Annotated in this window: 16 protein-coding genes; 9 read left to right on the top strand and 7 right to left on the bottom strand. The window is 73.4% G+C overall.

Annotated elements, in window-relative coordinates:
* The first annotated feature begins 262 nt into the window (after positions 1 to 262).
* The 4 genes from AB0G84_RS27250 (at position 263) to AB0G84_RS27265 (ending at position 6,771) form a co-directional block, all read left to right on the top strand.
* The gene (locus tag AB0G84_RS27250) at positions 263 to 1,846 is read left to right on the top strand and encodes an alkaline phosphatase D family protein (RefSeq protein ID WP_361326044.1); all 1,584 of its coding nucleotides are present in this window, start codon (positions 263 to 265) and stop codon (positions 1,844 to 1,846) included.
* An 83-nt stretch (positions 1,847 to 1,929) separates the two neighbouring features.
* Positions 1,930 to 3,333 carry a GNAT family N-acetyltransferase gene (locus tag AB0G84_RS27255; RefSeq protein WP_361326047.1) on the top strand — a complete coding sequence of 468 codons (1,404 nt, stop codon included), beginning with the start codon at positions 1,930 to 1,932 and terminating at the stop codon, positions 3,331 to 3,333.
* Positions 3,334 to 3,497: 164 nt separating this feature from the next.
* Positions 3,498 to 5,192 (top strand): DUF885 domain-containing protein, encoded by a 1,695-nt coding sequence (locus AB0G84_RS27260; protein WP_361326050.1) that lies wholly within the window; start codon positions 3,498 to 3,500, stop codon positions 5,190 to 5,192.
* Between the two features lie 103 nt (positions 5,193 to 5,295).
* Positions 5,296 to 6,771 carry a GNAT family N-acetyltransferase gene (locus tag AB0G84_RS27265; protein ID WP_361326053.1) on the top strand — a complete coding sequence of 492 codons (1,476 nt, stop codon included), beginning with the start codon at positions 5,296 to 5,298 and terminating at the stop codon, positions 6,769 to 6,771.
* Positions 6,772 to 6,883: 112 nt separating this feature from the next.
* Here the strand turns inward: AB0G84_RS27265 and AB0G84_RS27270 are convergent, their stop codons facing one another.
* The 4 genes from AB0G84_RS27270 to AB0G84_RS27285 form a co-directional block, all read right to left on the bottom strand.
* Positions 6,884 to 10,096, bottom strand: a complete 3,213-nt coding sequence (locus AB0G84_RS27270; protein ID WP_361326056.1) for an SMC family ATPase — start codon at positions 10,094 to 10,096, stop codon at positions 6,884 to 6,886.
* Positions 10,093 to 11,259: an exonuclease SbcCD subunit D gene (locus AB0G84_RS27275; protein ID WP_361326058.1), complete on the bottom strand. Its 1,167-nt coding sequence runs from the start codon at positions 11,257 to 11,259 to the stop codon at positions 10,093 to 10,095. The genes AB0G84_RS27270 and AB0G84_RS27275 overlap by 4 nt, the downstream gene beginning before the upstream one ends.
* Positions 11,260 to 11,465: 206 nt before the next feature.
* Entirely contained in the window at positions 11,466 to 12,596 is a 1,131-nt protein-coding gene (locus tag AB0G84_RS27280) for a hypothetical protein (protein ID WP_361326060.1), read from the bottom strand.
* Positions 12,597 to 13,054: 458 nt separating this feature from the next.
* Positions 13,055 to 13,444, bottom strand: coding sequence for a hypothetical protein (locus AB0G84_RS27285; protein WP_361326063.1), 390 nt, complete (start codon positions 13,442 to 13,444; stop codon positions 13,055 to 13,057).
* A gap of 376 nt (positions 13,445 to 13,820) precedes the next feature.
* Between AB0G84_RS27285 and AB0G84_RS27290 the strand changes: the two genes are divergently transcribed.
* Both AB0G84_RS27290 and AB0G84_RS27295 read left to right on the top strand, forming a co-directional pair.
* Entirely contained in the window at positions 13,821 to 14,297 is a 477-nt protein-coding gene (locus AB0G84_RS27290) for a tyrosinase family oxidase copper chaperone (protein WP_361326065.1), read from the top strand.
* Between the two features lie 40 nt (positions 14,298 to 14,337).
* Positions 14,338 to 15,156 carry a tyrosinase family protein gene (locus tag AB0G84_RS27295; RefSeq protein WP_361326068.1) on the top strand — a complete coding sequence of 273 codons (819 nt, stop codon included), beginning with the start codon at positions 14,338 to 14,340 and terminating at the stop codon, positions 15,154 to 15,156.
* A gap of 117 nt (positions 15,157 to 15,273) precedes the next feature.
* Here AB0G84_RS27295 and AB0G84_RS27300 read toward each other — a convergent pair whose 3' ends face one another.
* Positions 15,274 to 15,642, bottom strand: a complete 369-nt coding sequence (locus AB0G84_RS27300; protein ID WP_361326070.1) for a hypothetical protein — start codon at positions 15,640 to 15,642, stop codon at positions 15,274 to 15,276.
* Positions 15,643 to 15,831: 189 nt separating this feature from the next.
* Here AB0G84_RS27300 and AB0G84_RS27305 point away from each other — a divergent pair, with 189 nt between their 5' ends.
* Complete coding sequence (locus tag AB0G84_RS27305; protein ID WP_361326072.1) at positions 15,832 to 16,794, top strand: winged helix-turn-helix domain-containing protein; 963 nt, start codon at positions 15,832 to 15,834, stop codon at positions 16,792 to 16,794.
* A 73-nt stretch (positions 16,795 to 16,867) separates the two neighbouring features.
* Here the strand turns inward: AB0G84_RS27305 and AB0G84_RS27310 are convergent, their stop codons facing one another.
* Positions 16,868 to 17,803, bottom strand: a complete 936-nt coding sequence (locus tag AB0G84_RS27310) for a LysR family transcriptional regulator (RefSeq protein WP_361326074.1) — start codon at positions 17,801 to 17,803, stop codon at positions 16,868 to 16,870.
* Between the two features lie 813 nt (positions 17,804 to 18,616).
* On the opposite strand from AB0G84_RS27310, the gene AB0G84_RS27315 reads away from it, so the two are divergent.
* Both AB0G84_RS27315 and AB0G84_RS27320 read left to right on the top strand, forming a co-directional pair.
* Positions 18,617 to 19,408: an alpha/beta hydrolase gene (locus AB0G84_RS27315; RefSeq protein ID WP_361326077.1), complete on the top strand. Its 792-nt coding sequence runs from the start codon at positions 18,617 to 18,619 to the stop codon at positions 19,406 to 19,408.
* A 166-nt stretch (positions 19,409 to 19,574) separates the two neighbouring features.
* On the top strand, positions 19,575 to 19,727 hold the full coding sequence (locus AB0G84_RS27320; RefSeq protein ID WP_361326080.1) for a hypothetical protein: 153 nt from the start codon (positions 19,575 to 19,577) through the stop codon (positions 19,725 to 19,727).
* A 204-nt stretch (positions 19,728 to 19,931) separates the two neighbouring features.
* Here the strand turns inward: AB0G84_RS27320 and AB0G84_RS27325 are convergent, their stop codons facing one another.
* Positions 19,932 to 21,281 (bottom strand): sugar porter family MFS transporter, encoded by a 1,350-nt coding sequence (locus AB0G84_RS27325; protein ID WP_361326163.1) that lies wholly within the window; start codon positions 21,279 to 21,281, stop codon positions 19,932 to 19,934.
* Positions 21,282 to 21,797: the final 516 nt, after the last annotated feature.

A 21,797-nucleotide genomic window follows, 5' to 3' on the forward strand; every position in this document is an offset into this window, starting at 1 on the left:
GTCACGGCGACAGCCACCGGCCCGCCCTAAGGACGGCGCGTAGCGGGACCGTCAACGTCCCGGTGGCGTCCTGGCGATCGGCCGGCGGTCTTGCGACCATGGCCCGGGCCCGGCAGCGGGGCCGCACGGCCGTCGATCCCGGGCCCGGGTCCGGGTCTGGGTGGCCCAACAGGCCGGTGTTCACCGTCCGTTCCACCCCGCGGCACCGGACACCGGTACGAACAGGTCATCACCTGACGCGGTCGAGGCATGGAGGTTTGAGATGGCGCAGGAAACCGGCGGCGGCTTCGGACGGCGGTCGTTGCTGCAAGGCGCGGCGGCGGGTTCCGCGGCGCTGACCTTGCCCCTGTTCTCCGGCGCCGCGCCGGCGCAGGCCCGCAGCGGCCGGCCGGGCGCCGGCTGGGGTGTCCAGGTCGGCGATGTGACCACGTCCTCGGGCCTGGTGTGGGTGCGGTCCGACCGGCCGGCCCGGATGGTGGTGCAGACCTCGGCGACCGAGTCGTTCCGCGAGGCGAAGACCACGCAGACCTGGCGCGGCCCGGTGCTCGGGGCGGGCACCGACTTCACCGGCGTCACCGCGCTGCACGGCCTGCCGGCCGGCGAGCAGATCCACTACCGGGTGCTGCTGGCCGACCCCGACGACCCTCGGCGCGCCGGCGAGCCGGTCACCGGGACCTTCCGCACCGCGCCCGAGGGGCGGGGCGCGGACGTGCGCTTCCACTGGTCCGGTGACCTCGCCGGCCAGGGCTGGGGCATCAACCCCGAGCGCGGCGGCTACCGCATCTACCAGGACATGCGGAGCCGGAACCCCGACTTCTTCCTGTGCAGCGGCGACAACATCTACGCGGACGGCCCGATCACCGACCGGGTGACGCTGCCGGACGGCCGAATCTGGCGGAACGTCACCACCGAGGAGAAGGCGAAGGTCGCCGAGACGCTGGCGGAGTTCCGCGGCGCATTCCGCTACAACCTGCTGGATGCGAACCTGCGGCGGTTCAACGCCCAGGTGCCCACGATCACCCAGTGGGACGACCACGAGGTGCACAACAACTGGTACCCGGGCCAGCTGCTCGACGACGCCCGCTACACCGAGAAGGACGCGAACGTGCTCTCCGCCCGCTCGCTGCGCGCCTTCAGCGAGTACTTCCCGATCCGGACGCTGCGGCCGGACGCGGACCGGCGGGTCTACCGCGTGGTGCGGCACGGCCCGCTGCTCGATGTGTTCGTCCTGGACATGCGGCGCTACCGCAACGCCAACTCCCCCGGCCGGCAGACCGACGACCGGCAGGGCATCCTCGGCGCCGAGCAGCTGCGCTGGCTCAAGCGGGAGCTGTCCCGCTCGCGCGCGGTGTGGAAGGTGATCGCCTCCGACATGCCGCTGGGGCTGGTCGTCCCGGACGGCAAGACCAACTTCGAGGCGGTGGCGCAGGGCGATCCCGGGGCACCGCTGGGCCGCGAACTGCAGATCGCGGAGCTGCTGCGGCACATCAAGCACGCGCGGATCACCGGCACCGTATGGCTGACCGCGGACGTCCACTACACCTCGGCGCAGCACTACGCACCGGAGCGGGCCGCCTTCACCGACTTCGAGCCGTTCTGGGAGTTCGTGTCGGGGCCGCTGAACGCCGGCGGCTTCCAGGCCGTACCACTCGACGGAACCTTCGGGCCCGAGCAGGCGTTCGTCCAGGCACCGGACCGCGCCAACACCTCTCCCGCGCAGACGCCGCAGAACTTCGGCGAGATCGACATCGACGGGGGGAGCGGGGAGCTGACGGTGCGGCTGCGCCAGGAAGGAGGACGGGTGCTGTTCAGCAAGGTGCTCCAACCGGGACGGGTAGGACAGTAGAGGCCAATGCGCCGATTGCGTCTTTTACCCGTCGGACACAATGTGTTGGCGATCAGGCAATACCTGTCGGCAAGGCTGGGTGCATGACTGAAGCCTCCTCCGCGCGCTCCGCCCGCCGCCACCACTGGCGCCGGGACGTCGTCGAGCTGGCCGCGCTGTTCACCGCCGTGGCGGTGGCCGACGCGGTCGCCAACACCGTCGCCCACGGTCCGTCCGGCCCGGCGCTGCTGTGCGCCGCGGCGGCCGCCCTGCTGGCCACGGCGGTGTTCCACGTCTGGTGGTCACGACGCCACGGGAGCCCCCCACCGCCGACCGATACCGGCGCCACGGCGCCGTCCCTCGCCGACCGGTCCCCCGCGGCCGGCGGCCAGGAGACGACGCTGTGGCGGATGCGGACCACGGTCCGTGACGAGCCGGGCAGCCTGGCCGAGCTGTGCACGGCGCTGGCCGCCCGTCGGGTGGACATCCTCAGCCTGCAGACCCATCCGCTGTCGGACGGCACCGTCGATGAGTTCCTGCTGCGCGCGCCGGCCCCGCTGGCATCCGCGGAGCTCACCCGCACGGTGGCCGCTGCGGGCGGCCGGCACAGCTGGCTGGAGCGGGCCGACGCGCACGACCTGGTCGACGCGCCGACCCGGATGCTCGGCCTGGCCACCCGTACGGCGCTGGATTCGGCCGAACTCCCGCTGGCCCTACGTCAGTTGCTGGGCCGCTGCACGATCCGCTCGGTGCCCGCCCGCTCGCTGACCGGGCAGCCACTGGCCGAGAAGGTGCCTGCCGAGGGCGTACTGGAGGATCACCTCATGAAGTTCCGCGACCCCTCCGGGGGTTCCCTGACCATCGAAAGGCCGCAGTTGCCCTTCACCCCCACCGAGTTCGCACGGGTGCGTGCCCTGGTCGAGCTGGACTCCCGGCTCGGCCAGCGGGTGCCGCCGCGACGCGATGTGCTGACGCTGCCGGAAGGCAACGAGATCACCGTGCGCCGGGCCGACCCCTCCGACCTGGCCGCGGCCCGCGAGATGCACGACCGCTGCTCGCCGAAGACCCTGGCGCTGCGCTACCACGGCCCGGTCGGGGACGCGGACCGCTACCTCGCGCACCTGCTCAGCCCGCGCTTCGGCCGCACCCTGGCGGTGGAGACCGCCTCCGGCCGGCTGGTGGCGCTCGGCCACCTGCTGTGGGACGGCGACGAGACCGAGGTGGCGCTGCTGGTCGAGGACGCCTGGCAGCAGCGCGGCATCGGCGCCGAACTGCTGCGCCGGCTGGTGGCGATGGCGGCCGAGACCCGCTGCGAGAGCGTCTATGCGATCACCCAGGCCTCCAATCCGGGCATGGTGGCGGCGATGCGCGGCCTCGGGCTGCCGCTCGACTACCAGATCGAGGAGGGCACGCTGGTGATCACGGCCCGCCCGACCGGGGTTCCGGCCCGCCGGGAGGTCCCGGAGCTGCGTGAGAGCGTACGCGTCTGGGACGCCGGCCTGAACTGACCCCGGTGCCCGCGGTACCCACCGCGAGGGCCCGCACCGACCCGCCCCGGCCGGGCGCTCCGGCGTCCGGCCGGCCGCGGTACCGGGCAATGACGTCGTAAAGACAGCAAGGTAGCGGCTGTTGGTGGTGACGCGGCGGGGTGATCCGTACGAGGATGGCCGTCATGTCCAACACCACTACTCCCGGGGGCGGTCCGCTGCCCCGCCAGGTCGCCGACGCCTATGTCGACGCCCTCGTCGACCTGGACCCGATCACCGGCACCTTCCTCGGAGTCCCCGAAAGCTCCGGCAGGCTCCCGGACTTCTCGCCGACGGGCCAGGAGGCGGTGGCTCAGCTCGCCCGCACGACGCTGGAGAAGCTTGCCGAGGCCGAGTCCCGGCCGGGCGCGGACAGCCCCGCCGAGCAGGTCTGTGCCCGGCTGTTGCGGGAGCGGCTCACCTCCGAGCTGGCCGTGCACGAGGCGGGCGAGGGCCTGCGCGCGGTCAGCAACCTCAGCTCGCCGCTGCACCAGACCCGTCAGGTCTTCACCGTCACCCCCACCGAGACCGAGGCGGACTGGGCGGCCATCGCCCAGCGGCTGCGGGCGGTACCGGCCGCTCTGGAGGGCTACCGCGCCGCGCTGGACGCCGGCCGGCGGCGCGCTCTGCCCGCCGGCCCGCGTCAGGTCGCCACCGTCATCGGCCAGTTGGACGAGTGGATCGGCACCGACCGCAGCTGGTTCGGGGAGTTCACCGCCCCGGGCCCGGAGGCGCTGCGCGCCGAGCTGACCGAGGCGGCGGAGGTGGCCACCGGCGCCCTGGTCGAGCTGCGCGACTGGTTCCGGGACGTCTACGCCCCGGCCGTCGAGGGCGCCCCGGACGTGGTGGGCCGGGAGCGCTACGCCCGGCTCGCCCGCTCCTACACCGGCGCCGACCTCGACCCGGACGAGGCGTATGCGTACGGCTGGTCCGAGTTCCACCGGCTGCTGGCCGAGATGGCGGCCGCGGCGGAGGAGGTCCTGCCCGGTGCGAAGACCCCCTGGGAGGCGCTGGCCTGGTGCGATGAGCACGGCGAGGCGGTCGAGGGGGCCGAGGAGACCCGGCAGTGGCTGCAGTCGCTGATGGACCAGGCCATCGAGTCGCTGGACGGCACCCACTTCGACCTGGCGGAGCCGGTGCGGAAGGTGGAGTCGCGGATCGCCCCGCCCGGGAGCGCCGCCGCCCCCTACTACACCCCGCCCTCGCTGGACTTCTCCCGCCCCGGCCGCACCTGGCTGCCGACCATGGGCGAGACCCGTTTCCCGGCGTACGACCTGGTCTCGACCTGGTACCACGAGGGGGTGCCGGGCCACCACCTCCAGCTGGCGCAGTGGGTGCACGTCGCCGACCGGCTCTCGCGGTACCAGACCACGGTGGGCATGGTCAGCGCCAACGCCGAGGGCTGGGCGCTGTACGCCGAGCGTCTGATGGACGAACTGGGCTTCCTGAGCAACGCCGAGCAGCGGCTGGGCTATCTGGACGCGCAGATGATGCGGGCGATCCGGGTCATCATCGACATCGGCATGCACCTGGAGCTGGAGATCCCCGCGGACTCCCCCTTCCACCCGGGCGAGCGCTGGACGCCGCAGCTGGCGCAGGAGTTCTTCGCCCGGCACAGCAGCCGGCCGGCCGACTTCGTGGAGAGCGAGATCATCCGCTACCAGGGCATGGCCGGGCAGGCGATCGGCTACAAGCTCGGTGAACGCGTCTGGCTCCAGGGCCGGGAGGCGGCCCGCGCCCGGCACGGCGCGGACTTCGACCTCAAGGCCTGGCACATGGCGGCGCTCTCGCAGGGGTCGCTGGGCCTGGACGACCTACTGAGCGAGTTGTCGGCGCTCTGACCCCGGCAGCGCCGGGCCCTGGGCCTGGACGCGTCGAGGCGCGCGGCCGTCCCCGACACCACGGTGTTGTGGCCGGCCGCGGCCGTCCGTAGGGTCCGCTGACATGGCTGACATGAACGGGGACCTCGCGGCGGACCGGCCGCTCCTGCTGCTGTCCGGCGACCCGCTGCGCCCCGGGCGTACCGATCCGCCGTTCGCTCCCGAGGCCGCCGCGGCGCGGTCGGCGGGGGCCGGCACCGCGGTGCTCGACCACGAGGCGCTGCTGGCCGGGGACGCGGCCGGGGCGGTGCTACGGGTCCCGCGCGGCTCCGGGCCGGTCTGGTACCGCGGCTGGATGCTGCCCGCCGACCGCTACGCCGCCCTCGCCGAGGCGCTCGCCGCCCGCGGTCGGCGGCTGCTGACCTCGCCGGCCGCCTACCGCACCGCCCATGAACTCCCCGGCTGGTACGGGGCCTTCCGCGCGCTCACCCCGCGCAGCGCCTGGCTGCCCTGCGCGCCGGGCCGGCCGCCCGGGCCCGCGGAGCTGGCCCGGCTCGCCGCCCCGTTCACCGCACCGGGCCGCCCCTGCCCGCTGTTCGTCAAGGACTGGGTGAAGTCCCGTAAGCACGAGTGGGCGGAGGCGGCCTTCGTCCCGGACGCCGCCGACACCGGGCGGCTGGCCGCGGTGGTCGGCCGGTTCGTCGCCCTCCAGGAGGAGTTCCTGACGGGCGGCGTGGTGCTGCGGGCGTTCGAGGACTTCGACCGGTCGGTGGGCGAGGCGCGGGTGTGGTGGGTGGACGGCGAGCCGGTGCTGACCGGCCCGCACCCCGACACCCCGGAGCTGCGCCCGGTGCCCGACCTCACCCAGGTGGCGCCCGCCGTACGGGAGTGCGGGCTGCGCTTCGTCACCACCGACCTGGCGCGCCGCGACGACGGTGTCTGGCGGGTGGTGGAGGTCGGCGACGGACAGGTCAGCGGGCTGCCGGCGGGCTTCGACGCCCGTCCGCTGTTCGAGGGGCTGGTCACCGCGGGCGCCGGGTACCCGCTGCGGATCGCCGACGGCCGGGTGGCGCTGCGCGCGCTGCTGCCGTCCGTGGCGGCCCGGGTCGCGGACGGGGAGCCGGCCGGCTTCGACTGGATCGACGGCACGCCGTCGGAGACCACCTCGGACGGCGCCGGTATCGCCGTACGGGCCGCCGCGGCCGGCAGCTACCGCCCCGGCTGGGGCGTCTTCGTCCTGGCCGAAGCGGCCACCGGCCGGGCACTGGGCAGCATCGGCTTCCACGGGCCGCCGGACGACACCGGCTTCGTGGAGATCGGCTACGACCTCTCGCCGTCCGCCCGCGGCGCCGGCTGGGCTACCGAAGCGGCCCGCCTGCTGGTCGGATGGACGGCCGGCCACCCGGCGGTGCGGACCGTCTGCGCGCTCACCGAGCCGGAGAACGTCCCCTCACAGCGGGTGCTGCAACGGGCCGGCTTCCGGTTCACCGGGGAGCGCGACGGGCTGTGCGCCTACGAGTTCGACGCCCCGGCCGGGGTCCCGTCCCCCGCCGCGTCCCGGGCCGTGGGGGTCAATGCCGGCGGCTCCCCAGGGAGTTGACGACCTCGTCAGTGATCCACGGTGCCTGGTCGGTGGTGAGCCGGGCGACCAGCCGGGCCGGGTCGTCGGGCGTCGTTGACGCCGAGCCCGCCGCCGGTGCGGGCAGCGGCGCTCACCCCGGCAGGCGGTGCCGGACTGTGGAGCCCGAGCGGTCCTTGACGACCTCCAGCTGGGCGGGGATCCGCGCCCGGAGGTCGGGGACATGGCTGACGATGCCCACGCTGCGGTCGCGCTCCCGCAGCGAGTCCAGGACGTCCAGCACCTCGTCGAGGGTCTGTTCGTCCAGGCTGCCGAACCCCTCGTCGATGAAGAGGGTGTCCAGCCGGGTGCCGCCCGCCTCGTCGGTGACGACATCGGCGAGGCCGAGCGCCAGGGCGAGCGAGGCGAAGAAGGTCTCACCGCCGGAGAGGCTGGCGGTGTCCCGTTCCTGGCCGGTCCAGGCGTCGATGACGTGCAGCCCGAGGCCGGAACGGCGGGCGTTGCCGGCCCGTTGGTCGGAGTGGACGAGGGTGTAGCGGCCGCCCGACATCCGCTGCAGCCGGGCGCTGGCGGCGGCCGCGACCTGCTCCAGTCGGGCGGCGAGCACATACGACTCCAGCCGCATCCGGTGCTCGTTCTCGGTGGAGGTGCCGGCGGCCAGCGCGGCGAGCCGGGCGATCCGGTCGTGGTCGGCGCGCAGCGGCGCCAGCCGGCGGGCGTCGGCCTCGGCGCGGGCGGAGAGCCGGTCGAGTTCGGCGCAGCGTTCCCGGGCCGCGGCCTGCGCCGTCGAGGCGGTCACCAGCCGCGCCGCCGCGGCCTGGTGCGCGGTGTGGGCGGCGTCCGGGGCGGCGGGCGACAGCGCGTCGGCGGCGCGCGCCTCGGGGTCGGCCAGTTCCGCCTCCACCGCGGCCGCCTCGCGCTGCCAGTCGTCCAGGCGCTGCTGGAGCGTCCGCCACTCGTCGTCCCGCAGCAGCGCGTCGGCCGCGGCCGACGGGGTGTCGAAGCCGGCCCGGTAGGCGGCGTCGGACGCCTGGGCGTCGGCCTCCTTGAGCCGCTCGGTGCAGACCCGCGCCGTACGGGACGCCTCGGCCGCCGCGGCGAGCAGCGCGATCTGCCGCTCCAGCCGCCCGGCCCGCTCGGCCACGCTCGCGCTCCCGCCCCGGGCCCGTGTCAACTCGTCCTCCAGCGCGGCCCGTTCGCGGTCCAGCGCCTCGCGGTGCGAGGTGCGGGCGGCGGCCCGGCGCTCGGCCTGCTGCTGCTCGGCGCGGCGGCGTTCGTACTCACGCTCGGCGCGGGCCAGCGCCTCGCGCGCGGCGTGCAGGTCCGCGCCGACCGCCTGGTCGCGGGCGAGTTCGGCGTTCAACTTCGCTACCTGGGCGGCGAGTTCGGCGGTGGGGGCGTCTCCGGCCGCGGCGCGCGCGGCGGCCAGCGACTCCTGGACGGACCGGCAGTGGCCCTCCGCCTGCTGACGGGCCTCGTCGGCGCGGCGGTGCGCGGCCAGCGCGGCCTCTTCGGCCGCCCGGTCGATGTGACCGGCGCCGGCCCGGGCCGGCGCGGGGTGCTCGGTGGCTCCGCACACCGCGCACGCCCGGCCGTCGCGCAGCCCCTCGGCGAGCTCGGCCGCGATCCCGCGCAGCCGCCTTTCCTTGAGGTCGAGCCAGTGCTCATGGGCGTCCACCGCGTCCTGCCGGGCGGTGAGCAGCGCGGCGTCCGCGGCCTGTGCCTCGCCGGTGAGCCGGTCCCGCCGGCGGGCCGCGGCCAGCCGCTCCTCGGCCGGGGCGGTGCGCGCCCCGAGCTGCTCGGCGCGGACGGCGGCCTCCTGCGCGGTCTCGATGCGCTGCTGGTGGTCGCGGCGGGTGCGCTCCCAGGTGCCGAGCCACTCGGTGGCGTCCAGCAGCGTCTGTTCGTCGGCGCGCGCCTCACGGTCGAGTCCGGCGCGCTCCCGGACGAGCTCCGTGGCCCGCTGCTCGGCCCGCCGGGCGGCGGCGAGCGCCCCCAGATCCTCCCGCAACCGGCTTTCCTGTACGGCGAGTTGGTCGCCCTCGGCGTCGGCGAGCGCGGGCGGCAGCGGCTCGCGGTGCCGGCGCTCGGCGTGCTGTGCGTCGTCCAGCTCACGCCGGGCGGCGTCGCGCAGGGCGAGCGCGGGCGCCACCTCGGCGGCGGCGCGGGCCCGGGCCAGCCGGTCGCGGGTGCGCTCCCGCTCCCCGCGGTGGACCTCCAGCCGGGCGGCCCGGCGACGGGCATCGGCGTACCGCTGCTGGAGCCGGTGCCGTTCGCGGGTCTCGGCCAGCGCGGTGGCCGCGGTCCGTTCGGCCTCCTCGGCGGTGTGCACCGCGGCGTCGGCGACCGCCAGCCGCTCGCGCGCGGTCACCCGGGCGAGGGCGGCGCGCACCAGCACTGCCTCGGCGAATCCCGGCTCACCCGGTCCGGGGACCGCGGGTTCCTCCGCGCCGGCGGTGCGGGCCGGGCCGGCAAGGGCCGCGGCGCCCCGCTGGCCGGTGGCGCCCGTCTGGCCCGGGAGGGTCACCGTCGCCGTGCCCGCCTTCCCTGCCGTCGTACGGCCGCGCCCACCGGCCACCGCCGCGCCGCGCCCCGCCCGGCCGGCCCGGCCCACCGCCGGCTGAGCGACGAGGTCGGCCGGGCCGGCGGCGTCCGTGCTCTCCCCGGCCGCCTGCGCCATCCGGTGGGCCCACCCCAGCAGCCGCTCATCGCCCGCCGCGACCTGGTCGGCGGCGGCTCGGCGGCGCGCCTGCAACTGCTCCTCCAGCGCGGCGAACCGGCGGGTGTCGAAGAGCCGCCCCAGCAGCCGTGCCCGGGCCTCGGCGTCGGCCCGCAGGAAGCGCGCGAAGTCGCCCTGCGGCAGCAGCACCACCTGGCAGAACTGCTCCTTGCTCATGCCGAGGAGCTGCCCGATCTCCTCGCCGATCTCCTGGTGCGACCGGCTGAGCGCCTTCCAGCGGCCCTCCGTGCCGTCCTCGCCCGGTACGAACTCGCGCAGGCCGCTCTGCGCCTTCTCCTTCGTCGTGCCGCTGCCCCGCTTCTTGGGGCGGGGCTGCTCGGGCAATCGGGTGACCTCCAACCGCCGCCCGGCGACGGTCAGTTCGAGGACGACCTCGGTACGGGTCCCGGGCGCTGCCAGGTCGCTGCGCAGCGCCTGTCCGCTCTGCCGGGCCCCGGGCACCGACCCGTACAGCGCGAAGCACACCGCGTCCAGGACCGAGGTCTTGCCCGCGCCGGTGGGCCCCTGGAGCAGGAACAGGCCGTCCCGGGTGAGCCGGTCGAACTCGACGGTCTGGGTGCCGCCGAACGGCCCGAAGGCGCTGAGGGTGAGCCGGTGCAGCCTCATCGGACCCCCTCGGCGGCCAGGTCGTCGGTACGGACCTCGTCGATCGCCGAACGCAGTTCGGCCTGCTCGTGCGCATCGGCGGCGCGCCCGGACCGTACGTGTGCCACGAAGTCCTCGGCGATCTCCTGGTCGCTGCGCCCGCGCAACCGCTGGGCGTAGGAAGCCGACGCCCGGGCCGGGCCCTCGTCGGGGTCGAAGACCAGGCTGAGGAGGTGCGGAAAGCGCCCCGAGAGCCGGGCCATCGGCTCCTGCGGCCGGACCGCGTCGGTGAGCGTGGCCTCCACCCAGGCGTCCTCGTGCCGGGCCAGCTCCGGATCGTCCAGCAGCCGCTCCAGAGGGCCCCGGACCCGGGCCAGGGGGCGCGGCACCGGGCAGTCCACCCGCTCGGCGTGCACCGCGCCGTCCGCGTCGAGTTCGACGAGCCAGGACGACTTGCGGTGAGCGGCCTCGGAGAAGGAGTAGGCGAGCGGCGATCCGGAGTAGCGGACCCGGTCGGTGAGGGTCTGACAGCCGTGCAGGTGGCCGAGGGCGGCGTAGTCCACCCCGTCGAAGACGGCCGCGGGAACCGAGGCGACCCCGCCGACGGTGATGTCCCGCTCGCTGTCGCTGATCGCACCGCCGGTGACGAAGGCGTGTGCCAGCACCACCGAACGCGTCCCCGCGGGCCGCTCCGCCAGATCGGCCCGCACCCGGTCCATCGCCGCGCCGAGCACCGCGGCGTGGTCGGCCCGGGGCGCGCCGAGGGCCTCACGGACCATGGCGGGCTCCAGATACGGCAGCCCGTAGCACGCCACCGGCCCGTGCGCGTCGGTGAGCAGTACGGGCGTGCCGCAGCCGTCGGGGTCGGTCCGCAGGTGGATGCCGGCCCGCTCCATCAGCCCGGAGCCGACGCCCAGGCGGCGGGCGGAGTCGTGGTTGCCGGAGATCATGACGGTGGGGACGCCGAGCGCGGCCAGGCGGTGCAGTGCGTGGTCGAAGAGCTCGACCGCGGCGAGCGGCGGTACCGCCCGGTCATAGACGTCGCCGGCGACCAGTACCGCGTCGACCTCCCGGGCCCGCACCGTCTCGACCAGGTGGTCGAGGAAGGCCCGCTGGGCGGTGAGCAGGTTCACGCGGTGGAAGGACCGGCCCAGATGCCAGTCCGAGGTGTGCAGAAATCTCACGCAGCCGCTCCGACCTGCACGTTTCCCCCTCCGAGAGCCCACTGTCAGCACCGGCCGGCAGCTGATCGCCGGCCGGCCGCCTCCAGGCTAGCTGCCCTCGACCCCCGCCCGGCACACCCCTCGCCCTTGCCCCGCCTCCGGGCGGCCGCGGATGCCGGCCGCCGGCTCCCACCCCGGACCGGCACCGCCGACCGCCCCTCCGCGCGTCAGGGCCGGTACGCCTGCCGCAGGGCACAGGTCCACACGACCGCACGGGGCGTCGAGCCGGCGTCGACCGCCGAGCCGCCGACGCGCTGGTCGTCGCTGACGGCGTACGCCTGCGAGGCGCCCTTCGGGACGAGCCGGGGCAGCGCCAGTAGCGGGCCGGTGCCCGGCCAGATCTGGGCCTGCTCCGGGGGCGCCGTCTCCGGCGGGAACGGCCCGACCACGTGGCTGTCCAGGGCGGTGCCCACACTCACCCGGGTGGTGGGGCTGATGGCCTCGAAGGTGCCGCTGGTGCGCTTCCCCAGCAGCCCCGGTTCGCTCTCGGTCGTGTACGGCGGGAGCCACTGGGTGGGGGTCCGGGTGTCCAGCCGGGTGAAGTCGTGGGTGCCCACGATCCGTCCGGCGCGGTCGATGTCCCGGGGGTACCAGACGTCGTAGGGGACTCCCGCCGGCCAGTACCGCTGGAGCGGCACGGCCGCCTCGCCGCTCCGGGCGGACCAGACCAGACCCGCCGACCAGGACTCGTCGTCCTTGGCGCCCTCCCCGGAACCGGCGATCTGCCCGGCGTTGTTGAGGGCGGTCACCGAGGTGAGCGTGTACCCGGCCGGCGGCGCGAGCCAGCGGTGGATCCGGGCGCCGTCCCATTCGAGGCCGAGGAGCGAGCCGCCTTTGACCGCGTCGCCGACGATCAGCCCCCGGTCGTTGACGTCCGCCGCATGGGCTCCTTCCGGCAGCAGGGTCACCGTGCGGGCGCCGGCGCGGTAGCTGAAGGCGGCCGTGCTGCCCGCGCCGTGCAGGGTCCCCACCATCAGGCCCTTGGCGTTGACGGCCGCGACCTCACCGCCGGTGAACCCGGCGGGCAGCGGTACGCGGTGCACTCGTACGCCGGTCCAGTACGCGGGCAGGCCGCGCGACGCCCCCACCGCCAGGGCGTTCGGCCCGAGCCCCTGGACCTGGCTGCCTCCGGAGCCGGGCAGGGACGCCAGGACCTGGAGGGCGGGCCGGCAGTCGGTGGTCCCGCGGCCGCCGTCGGTGGACCGGGCCGACGAGGCCGGCGCCGGGCCCGCCGCCAGCAGCGGGGTGAGGAACGCGGCCGCGACCACCGCCACCGCGGCACGGATGGGTCTTCGCATCATGGTCTCCGTTTCCGGGAACACGGGAAGGGGGCCCGTCAACAAGGGCACCCCGTCCACACGGGAACGATCCGGTGCACACCGCACGGGGCCCGGGAACGCCGGAGCGGACCGGTTCGGTCGACGCACCCACGGGGAATGCGGCATTCGATCACTGCGGAGCTTTGCGGAACACTGCAGAACACTGCGGAGCTTTGCGGAACACTGCGGAGCACTGCGACGCGGGAGTGCTTCCCCTTCCCGCACCGCCTGAACACGGTCCACATGCGGTCTGTGACGCCCCGGGAATTCCCGTGGCGCTCTCCCTCCGCCCCGCCGGTGCCGGCGGGGGCAGGTCCGCGGACGGCCCCTTTCCTACCGCATACCCGACCATTCGGGATGGTTCCACCCGTCAATGGCCGGAAATGGTCCGGGACTGTCCGGCTCCATTGCCGTGAACGCCGAACTATCCCTGGAATTCAAGGGGTTCGCACGCTCCCCGCCTGCCGCTCCGAGACCGAACGCCGTCGCTCCACTTCGTCGACGGTCATCCGGGCGTGGAGGGCGTGAACATCGCCGACCCGCAACTTGTCCGGGGTGCTGTACTCGCCGTAGGTGCCGACGACGGAGACGGCGACCTGGGAAGCGGGCTGCCAGAACGTCCGGTAGTACGGCGCGTTCCCAGGGATTTCCGGGATCTCCAGCAGGGGAACGGCGCGCCGCTCCAGCAGGCGCCGCAGCTTGGTCAACGGTAGGTCCTCGATGCGGTGGTCCATGGTGGGGGCCACCCCACGCGACGGACGGGTGGCTGGTCTTGCCGCCGTGGTCTGCGGCCCGGCAGCAACGGCGCCGGCTTGGCCGGCGGACATGGCGCAAGTCTGCCAGCCGGCGCAGCGCAACCCCCCTCCCCCAAAGCCCGTGCATTCGCGCCGAGTTCCGGCCGTGCGACGTGTCACGGTTTGCGACATGGGACAGAAGGATCTACGGCGGACGGCGCCGACCATCGCGGAATATCCGCTTCCGCGGAGCCTGGCGGCATGTCATGTACACGATCGCCGCCGTTGAAATCCGCACTTCCGCCCAGGCGTTGTCTCGTTCATGGCCCGATGTGGCGGGGCACCTTGATGATCCGCTCGTCCCTGCCAGCATGTGGCGGCGCGGGCCGACCGTCGGCGCGCCGGCGTCCCCCTCCGCCGCAGGCCCTGCTCCGGAGGAGGAGCCGAGACCGACCCCAAGGAGTGGAAGATGTCGCGTCCCACCCGACGCCAGGTGCTGCACGGCAGCGCCGCTGTCCTCGCCGGAGCGGCGCTCACCGCACCGGCTCTGTTCGCCGGCACCGCTGCCGCCCGCCCCGTCGACGGCCGTGAACACCCGGCGGGAGACGGGCACACCGGTGGCCACCCGATGCCGGAGCCGTTCGACGAGATCTACCAGGGCCGCCACATAGCGGGCTGGCCGGCGGACGAAGGGGATGCACGGAGCCGGGGCCACCGGGGCCGTGACGGCCGGGCGATGCACCGCGCCGCTCAGGCCGGCCCGCACGAGGGCATGGACTTCGTCGTCCGCATCGACAACGACGACCTCCATGTGATGCGGAACGCGGACGGCACCTGGATCAGCCTGGTGAACCACTACGAGACGTTCAATACGCCACGCGCCCTGGCGCGCGCCGCAGTTCGCGAACTCCAGGGCGCCGACCTGGTCCCCGTCGTCACCGGCTGAGGCCCGTCCCTGCCCGTCCCCCCACCGAGGAGTCCTCGACATGGCAGTCCGAAAGAACCAGGCGAACCTCACCGCCACCGAGAAGCGGAACTTCGTCGACGCGGTGCTGGAACTCAAGCGCAGCGGCCGCTACGACGAGTTCATCAGCACCCACAACGCCTTCATCATCGGCGACACCGACGACGGGGAGCGGACCGGGCACCGGTCGCCGTCGTTCCTCCCCTGGCACCGCAGGTTCCTGCTGCAGTTCGAACAGGCCCTGCAGAGCATCACGCCGTCGGTCACGCTGCCCTACTGGGACTGGACCGTCGACCGCAGCCCCCGTAGCTCCCTGTGGGCCGATGACTTCCTCGGCGGTGACGGGCGGAGCGGCGACGGCCGGGTGACATCGGGCCCGTTCGCCTTCGGCGGCGGCAAGTGGCCGATGAACGTACGGGTGGACGGCAGGACGTTCCTCCGCCGCTCCCTCGGCACCGGGGTCCGCGAACTGCCGACCCGGGCCGAGGTCGACCGGGTGCTCGCCATGAGCGTCTACGACGCCGCCCCCTGGAACAGCTCCTCCGACGGCTTCCGCAACCACGTCGAGGGCTGGCGCGGTCCGAATCTGCACAACCGGGTGCACGTCTGGGTCGGTGGGCAGATGACCACCGGGGCATCACCCAACGACCCGGTCTTCTGGCTGCACCACTGTTTCATCGACAAGCTCTGGGCTGACTGGCAGGCGCTGCACCCCACATCGGGCTATCTGCCGACCGGCGACACACCCGACGTCGTCGACCTGCACGACACGATGAAGCCCTGGAACGACGTCACGCCGGCGGACCTACTGGACCACACCAAGTTCTATCGGTACACCTGACAGGTCCCTGACACATCCAGCCCACGTCCGTGCGGAATTCCGCCGGAACGCCCGAGGTCCGCAGGGAACTGCCCCTGCGGACCTCGGCGGTGTGCTGGTTTTCCATCCTGCTGGCTTTCAGTTGCGCACCAGGTACCAGTCGCTGTCCTGCTTTTGCGGAACCTTCGGGTGCAGGTAGCCGACCACGCCATTGTTCTCATGGTCGCAGTGCCGGTTCCTGAACTCCGTGATGTCCATCCTCCCCACCCACCAATTGTCACGGATGTAGGTGTCCTTCGACGGCGTCATCCAGCAGAACTGCACGTTCCGACCGTTCTGGTTCTTCCCGTCCAGCCAGATCGACGCCACCTTGTGCTGCCTGTCCTGGAAGTGGATCTGCTGACCGTTCCCTCCGGCGACGGCCACCCCGGAACCGAGCGCCAACGAACCGGCCAGTGCGGCCACACTGGCCGTGACCATCGCTGCCCTGCGCAGACCATGCATCACGCGTGCCTCCTGTTGTCGTTCTCCGGACCCTCGTGACACCACCGCAGAGGTGGGGCCGTCGGACGCGACGGACGGGCGACTGATGAAATCAGCGGTGAGGGCCGGGCTTTGATTGCCGCGAAACAGGCTCCCCGTTCCCGCAGGGCTCCGCGATGCTTTCAGCGAGGGCTGAATCGTTCGGGGGCCAGCGTGTTACGCATTCACTGCACCGCAGCGGATCTGCTGAGGGTTACGGTCGCGGACCGGCCGGCGCCACTGGTGGAACTGGGCCTGGCCTTTGAAATGCTGCAACGCCGGGATGCGCACCCGGTGTTCGGCCCGTGGCGGCAGCGCGTGGCGCGGACCCTTCCGCGGTCGGCACGGCCCCTCTTGCAGTTGGTCTCCCCGTTGGGCGCCGGGCCGCTGTTCCTGGACCCGCCCAGCCATGAATTCCACGAAGGCGTCGACCACGTGCTGTCCACGCCCCGCGCTCAGGCCCGGACGGAGCTGCGCCGGATGTGCGCGATCGACCGCCCGCTCACCCCCTGGGTGCGTCACCTCGCCGACCGGGACCGGGCCGCCTGGCAGATCCTCGAACGGGCCGTCCACTCCGCCCACGCCACCGTCATCGCCGGGGCCTGGCCACACATCCAGGCCGGCTTCCGCGCCGAAACGGCCTGGCGCTCCCGCATTCTCGCCCAGCAGGGCCTGCACCTCGCGCTGACCGGCCTGGCGCCGGCCATCCGCTGGCGCGGCACGACCCTGGAAGCCCCCTTCCCCCGCGACCTCGACCTCCCCCTGCACGGGCACGGCATGGTCCTACAGCCGTCCCTGTTCTGGGCCGACCACCTCCTGGCGGCGTTCCAGCCCGACGGCCGGCTCCTGCTGATCTATCCGGCCGTCACACCGCTGCCCCTCCGGGACGGCTCCCCGCCCGACGACCCACTGACCGCACTTGTCGGCAGCACTCGGGCCCACGCCCTACGCCTGCTCGTCCGGCAGCACACCACCACCGATCTCGCTCGCGAACTCGCCGTCAGCCCGGCGGCCGCGTCCATGCAGGCCAAGATCCTGCGGGAATCCGGACTGATCGTCTCCCAGCGCGACGGCAAGGCCATGTGGCACTGGTGCACGCCCCTGGGACTGGACCTCCTCACCCACGGGAGCCCCTGACCGCACCTCAACCTCCTGAGCCACTCCGCCCCTGACCAACCACCTCCTGGCACCTCCGGGCCATCCGGCGGTGCTAAGCGCGCTGAACCCACTTCGGAGTCCAAAACCCGGTGTCGGGGCGGCCGGGATAGGCAGAAGTGAGGTGGCTACGCAGCGCAGTGAGAGCCGGGTGCGGGTTGTCGGTGCGCCAGATCAGGGAGTGCGGGTAAATCGGGGTCGGGTCGTGCAGGGGGATCCGCCGCAAGTCGTGGCCGGCGGGCCAGACCAGCGGAGTCTGCTCGCTGACGAAGGTCGCCAGCGTCGAGGAGTCCGCGATCGTGTCGAGGAGGTGCTCGATACCGAAGTTGGGGCCGACCGAGTCGACGGTGAGGCCGAACGTGGCGGCGAGTTCGTCATAGTAGGCGGCCCACTCGGTGCCGGGCATGTTGCCGGGCATCCAGATCCGGCGCCCGGCGAGCTGGGCGGGAGCGATCGCGCGGGCGCCGGCGAACTCGTGAGCCGGCCCGGTGAACAGTTGCAGCGGTTCGTCGAAGACCGGAGTGGCCTCGATACCGTCGGGGAGCCGCCGGCCCGGCATGGTCACGGCGCGGAAGGTCGCGTCGATCGTCCCGGACCGGACGGCGGCGATGGCCGTATCGGAGTCGAACAGGGTCACGACGTCAAGGTCGGTCTCGGGATACGCACGGTGGAAGTCGCGCAACAGACCCGCCACTGAGACCCTGCGGCCGATCACATCGACGCGCAGCGCCCGACGCCCGGGCCGCACGGAGGCGGCCGCCCGCTCCTCGGCTTGCAGGAGGGCCCGGGCGTACGGCAGGAACGCCTGCCCGTCGATGGTGAGCCGGGCCCCACGGGCCGTACGGCTGAACAGCTGCACCCCGAGGTCCTTCTCCAGCACGGCGATGCGCTTGGAGACCGCCTGCGGGGTGATCGACAAGGCGACGGCGGCTTCTTGGAACTGCCCCGCGTCCACGGCGGTGACGAAGGTGCGTACGGCGGTGAGATCCACGCTCGCCATTCTAATCAGACAACCAATGGTTGAGCACGATCGGCGAAATGGTTGTTCGATTCCGCTACACCAGGCTCGCTTTGATGCCTCTGGTCAACCTGCGGTTTGGCAGGCAGCGCGGCAGGAAGCGTACTGCCCGGCGGTCAGGTGACTGCCGGGCCTGCGCTTCAAGGGCTCGGGCCGAACGCATCCACGGCGGTGCGCCCCCCTTGGCCGCCCGTCGACCTGACGCACCGCGACGGGTCGAGCCGTCCAGCCATCTCCCGATGCTGGGAACTCGCGGTATTGGACGTGCCCTCCGCCGAGCACGGCGGGAAACCCTCCGTGCGGCTTGCCCTCCCCGCGCACCGGATCACCGAACGGTCCGTCAGAGAACTGAGGCGCATCCTTGCGGACCACCCAGGCGACAGCCCGGTCCGCCTCAGCGTCCGCGGCACACACAAGACGACCGTGTACGCCCTGCAAGCCACGGTGGACGCCACCACCGTCGCATCCGAGGTGAAAGGCGCGTTCGGAGCTGACGCGTGGGAGGGCCTGGCCTGAAGCCGAGGACCGGTGAGACTGCCGCTGTCGAACTGCTGAAAGCCGCGGTCGTCGTACGGGGCGGTCGTCGTACGGGGCGATCGCCGGACAGGCTCGCGCCGGGTCCGGTCGAGGGGACGGGCCGCGGCTTCCGCGCCCCCACCGATCACCATTCGTGATCAGTGCGGACGCGGATTGCTCATTGGTCGGCGGGCGGGATCGCGCTTGGGTGGGGACATCAGCGAACCGCGAGGCCCGCCCGCAGCGGCCCACGAGGGGAAGGAATCCGCCATGCCCTCTCTGGACGTCAACGACACCACGCTCTACTACGAGGACGAGGGGGCCGGGCCCGCGCTGCTGCTCCTGCACGGCTGGGGGACCAGCGGCCAGACTTGGGGCGCGCAGCTGCCCGAGTTCACCGGTGACCACCGTGTGGTCACCGTCGACTGGCGGGGCTGCGGCCGGTCGGCCCGTCCCTTCCGGGGCAATACCGTCGCCGGGGTGGTGGGCGACCTGGCGGCGTTGATCGGTGCGCTGCGCTTGGACCGGCCGGTGGTGGTCGGCTCGTCGATCGGCGCGACGTTCGCCACCGAACTGGGGCTGCGGCACCCGGAGTCGGTCGGGGGCGTGGTTGCCGTGAACGGGCCGTCGTACTGGCCCTCGCAGGGGATGCCGTTGGCGGAGCTCACGGACGGCCTGCGCCGAGCCCGGGCCGGAACGGTCGCCGGGTGGGTGCCGGAGTGGTACGCGCCGGGTACCGCGCCCGCGCTGATCGACTGGACGGTCCGGCAGATCCTGGATTCCGGCGTCCACATCGACCAGCACTTCCACACCGCCGCTGACTACGACCCACGACCGGCCCTGCCCGGCCTGCGGGTGCCGATCCACTACCTGCACGGCGAGCTGGACACCCAGATCCCGCTGGAGGTGCCCCGGACCTGCGCCGCGCTCACCCCTGGTGCCGGGGTCGGGGTCATCGCCGGCGCCGGCCACATGCCGCACCAGGAGCGCCCCGACGAGTTCAACGCCGCGCTGTGCACCGCCCTCGCCCGGATGGCACCCGCCGCCCACGCCCCGGCCTGAGCCCGCACCGGGACGGACGGCACGCACCGAAGGCTCGCAGGGGAGGGGCGCAACGGGGGCTCAACGGGGATTCAATGGGGGTTCAACGGGGGCTCAAATGGGGGTTCAACCCATCGCCGTCGCAGGGACGTTGCGCTCCTTCTAGGGTCCAGGCAGGAGGATCACTGTGCGACCGGCCGCCGAACGGGACCTCTCCGCGCAGCTGACGCTCTACAGCGAGCTGAACCCGGATGATGCACCGTTGCCCCAGGCGCCCACCTTCTACGAAGCGTGCGGCGTCAAGGCCCTCGCCCAGGGCTTCCGTCGCTCCCTCCGGTAGGCCGCTCCCACCACGAGGGCGGGCGGTCATCCGTGGTACGGCCGTCGCGGACGCCGGTGCCTCCCCACCCGCCGTCGCGCCCCGGCGCAGCCCGCGACGCTCGGGCCGGAGGCGACGGTCGGAACCGACGGCCGGAGACGGCGACCGGAGGTGACGGCCGGAGGCGATGGCCGGAGACTGCGACCGGAGGCGACGACCGAGGCTTCAGGAGAAGCGCTCGCGGAGTTCGGCTTCCAGGCCTTCGAGGGTGCGGCCGCGAGTCTCGGGCACGTACCGCTGGGTGAAGGCGACGGCCAGTACGCCGAAGGCCACGAAGAGGAAGAAGGTGCCGGAGATGCCGACGCCGGAGACCAGTGAGGGGAAGCCCAGGCCGATGGCGAAGTTGGTGAGCCACAGGACCAGCGCGGCGACGCCCATCCCGAAGGCCCGCATCCGCATGGGGAACAGCTCCGAGAGCATCAGCCAGGTGACCGGTGAGACGGCGCCCTGCTGGAACGCGAGGAAGGTGACGGTCATGGCGAGCACCGCATAGGCACGTCCCTCCCCGGCCGGGAGCACCATGGAGAAGACGCCGATCAGCAACAGGGCGGCGGTGGTACCGGCCAGCCCGGTCAGCAGCATCCGTCGGCGGGCGGTCCGGCCCAGCAGCCAGATGCCGACGAAGGTGGCGAGGACGGAGATCACTCCGTTGGCGATGTTCGCCGTCAGGGCGCTGTCCGCGGCGAACCCGGCGTCGGTGAGGATCTGGGTGCCGTAGTACATGATCGTGTTGACACCGGTGATCTGCTGGACGACGGCGATGCCGAAGCCGACGAACACCAGCCTGCGCACCCAGGGCGTGGACCTGATGTCCCGCCAGCCACCGATCTTCTCCTGCTCGTCCTTGACCGCGAGCGCGGTGACCTCGCTCAGCTCGGAGCGGGCCCGCTGCTCGGACCGGACCTGCCGCAACACCTCGAAGGCATCACGGAAGCGGCCCTGTGCCGCCAGCCAGCGCGGGCTCTCCGGCATCACCAGCATCCCGCACCACAGCACCACGGCGGGGAGTGTGGCGATCACCAGCATCAACCGCCAGACGTCCCCGGACCCACCCCCGACGGCGGCGATGGCCGCGTTCGAGGTGAAGGCCAGCAACTGCCCGGACACGATCATGAGTTCATTGCGGGTGACCAGCCCGCCGCGGCGCTCGGCGGGCGCGATCTCGGCGAGGTACACCGGGACGGTCACCGAGGCACCGCCCACCGCGAGCCCGAGGACGAAGCGCGCCACGATCATCACCGCCGTACCGGGCGCGAGGGTGGCCCCCAGGGCGCCGACGAAGAACAGCACGGCGAGCATCAGGATGGTGCGGCGCCGGCCGCGGGCGTCCGAGAGGCGACCGCCGGCCACCGCCCCGAGCGCGGCGCCGAGCAGCAGCGAGCTGGTGACCATGCCCTCGGTGAGCGGGGTGAGCCCCAGGTCGTCCTTCATGTACGGCAGCGCCCCGTTGATGACGCCGGTGTCGTAGCCGAAGAGGAATCCGCCGAACGTGGCGATGGCGGTGATCACCCGCAGCCGGCGGGCGACCGGCTGCGGAGCGCCGTCCTGGTGCGCGGGCGCCGCGCCCGGTGCGGTCGCCCCTCCCCCTGCCTCCCCGGCCACCCCGCCCCTCGCTTCCGCGGCCCCGGATTCCGTGGCCGCCACCGAGCGGTCGTCCGGTGGTTCCGCTGCGGCCGGCGCGGTTACCGTCCCGCCCGGACCGGCTCCCCGTCGGCTCCGGTCCGCCCCATGCTCCGCACCTGGCATATCAGTTGTGTCCTTTCACTCCGGGACGCCGGGAAGCCGGGAGGGCGCGCCCAGGCGAGCACTGGCCGTACCGGCTGCTCGCACCCCCGGCCGGCGCGCTCCCGTCCGCAGCACGATGACCCGTGTCCGAATGTCATGTCAATAGGTCGTTACGGAGTGATGATCTCTGGGCAACACCCAAGAGCGTGGCCGACGGCAGCCGAACCGGGCGCCACCGAGCCGGCGGCACCGGGCAGGTGACACCAGGCGGGCGGTTCCGGACGGACAGCACGCCCCACCGTCCGC

Source organism: Streptomyces sp. NPDC020742 (genome assembly GCF_040641675.1).
Classification (GTDB): Bacteria; Actinomycetota; Actinomycetes; order Streptomycetales; family Streptomycetaceae; genus Streptomyces.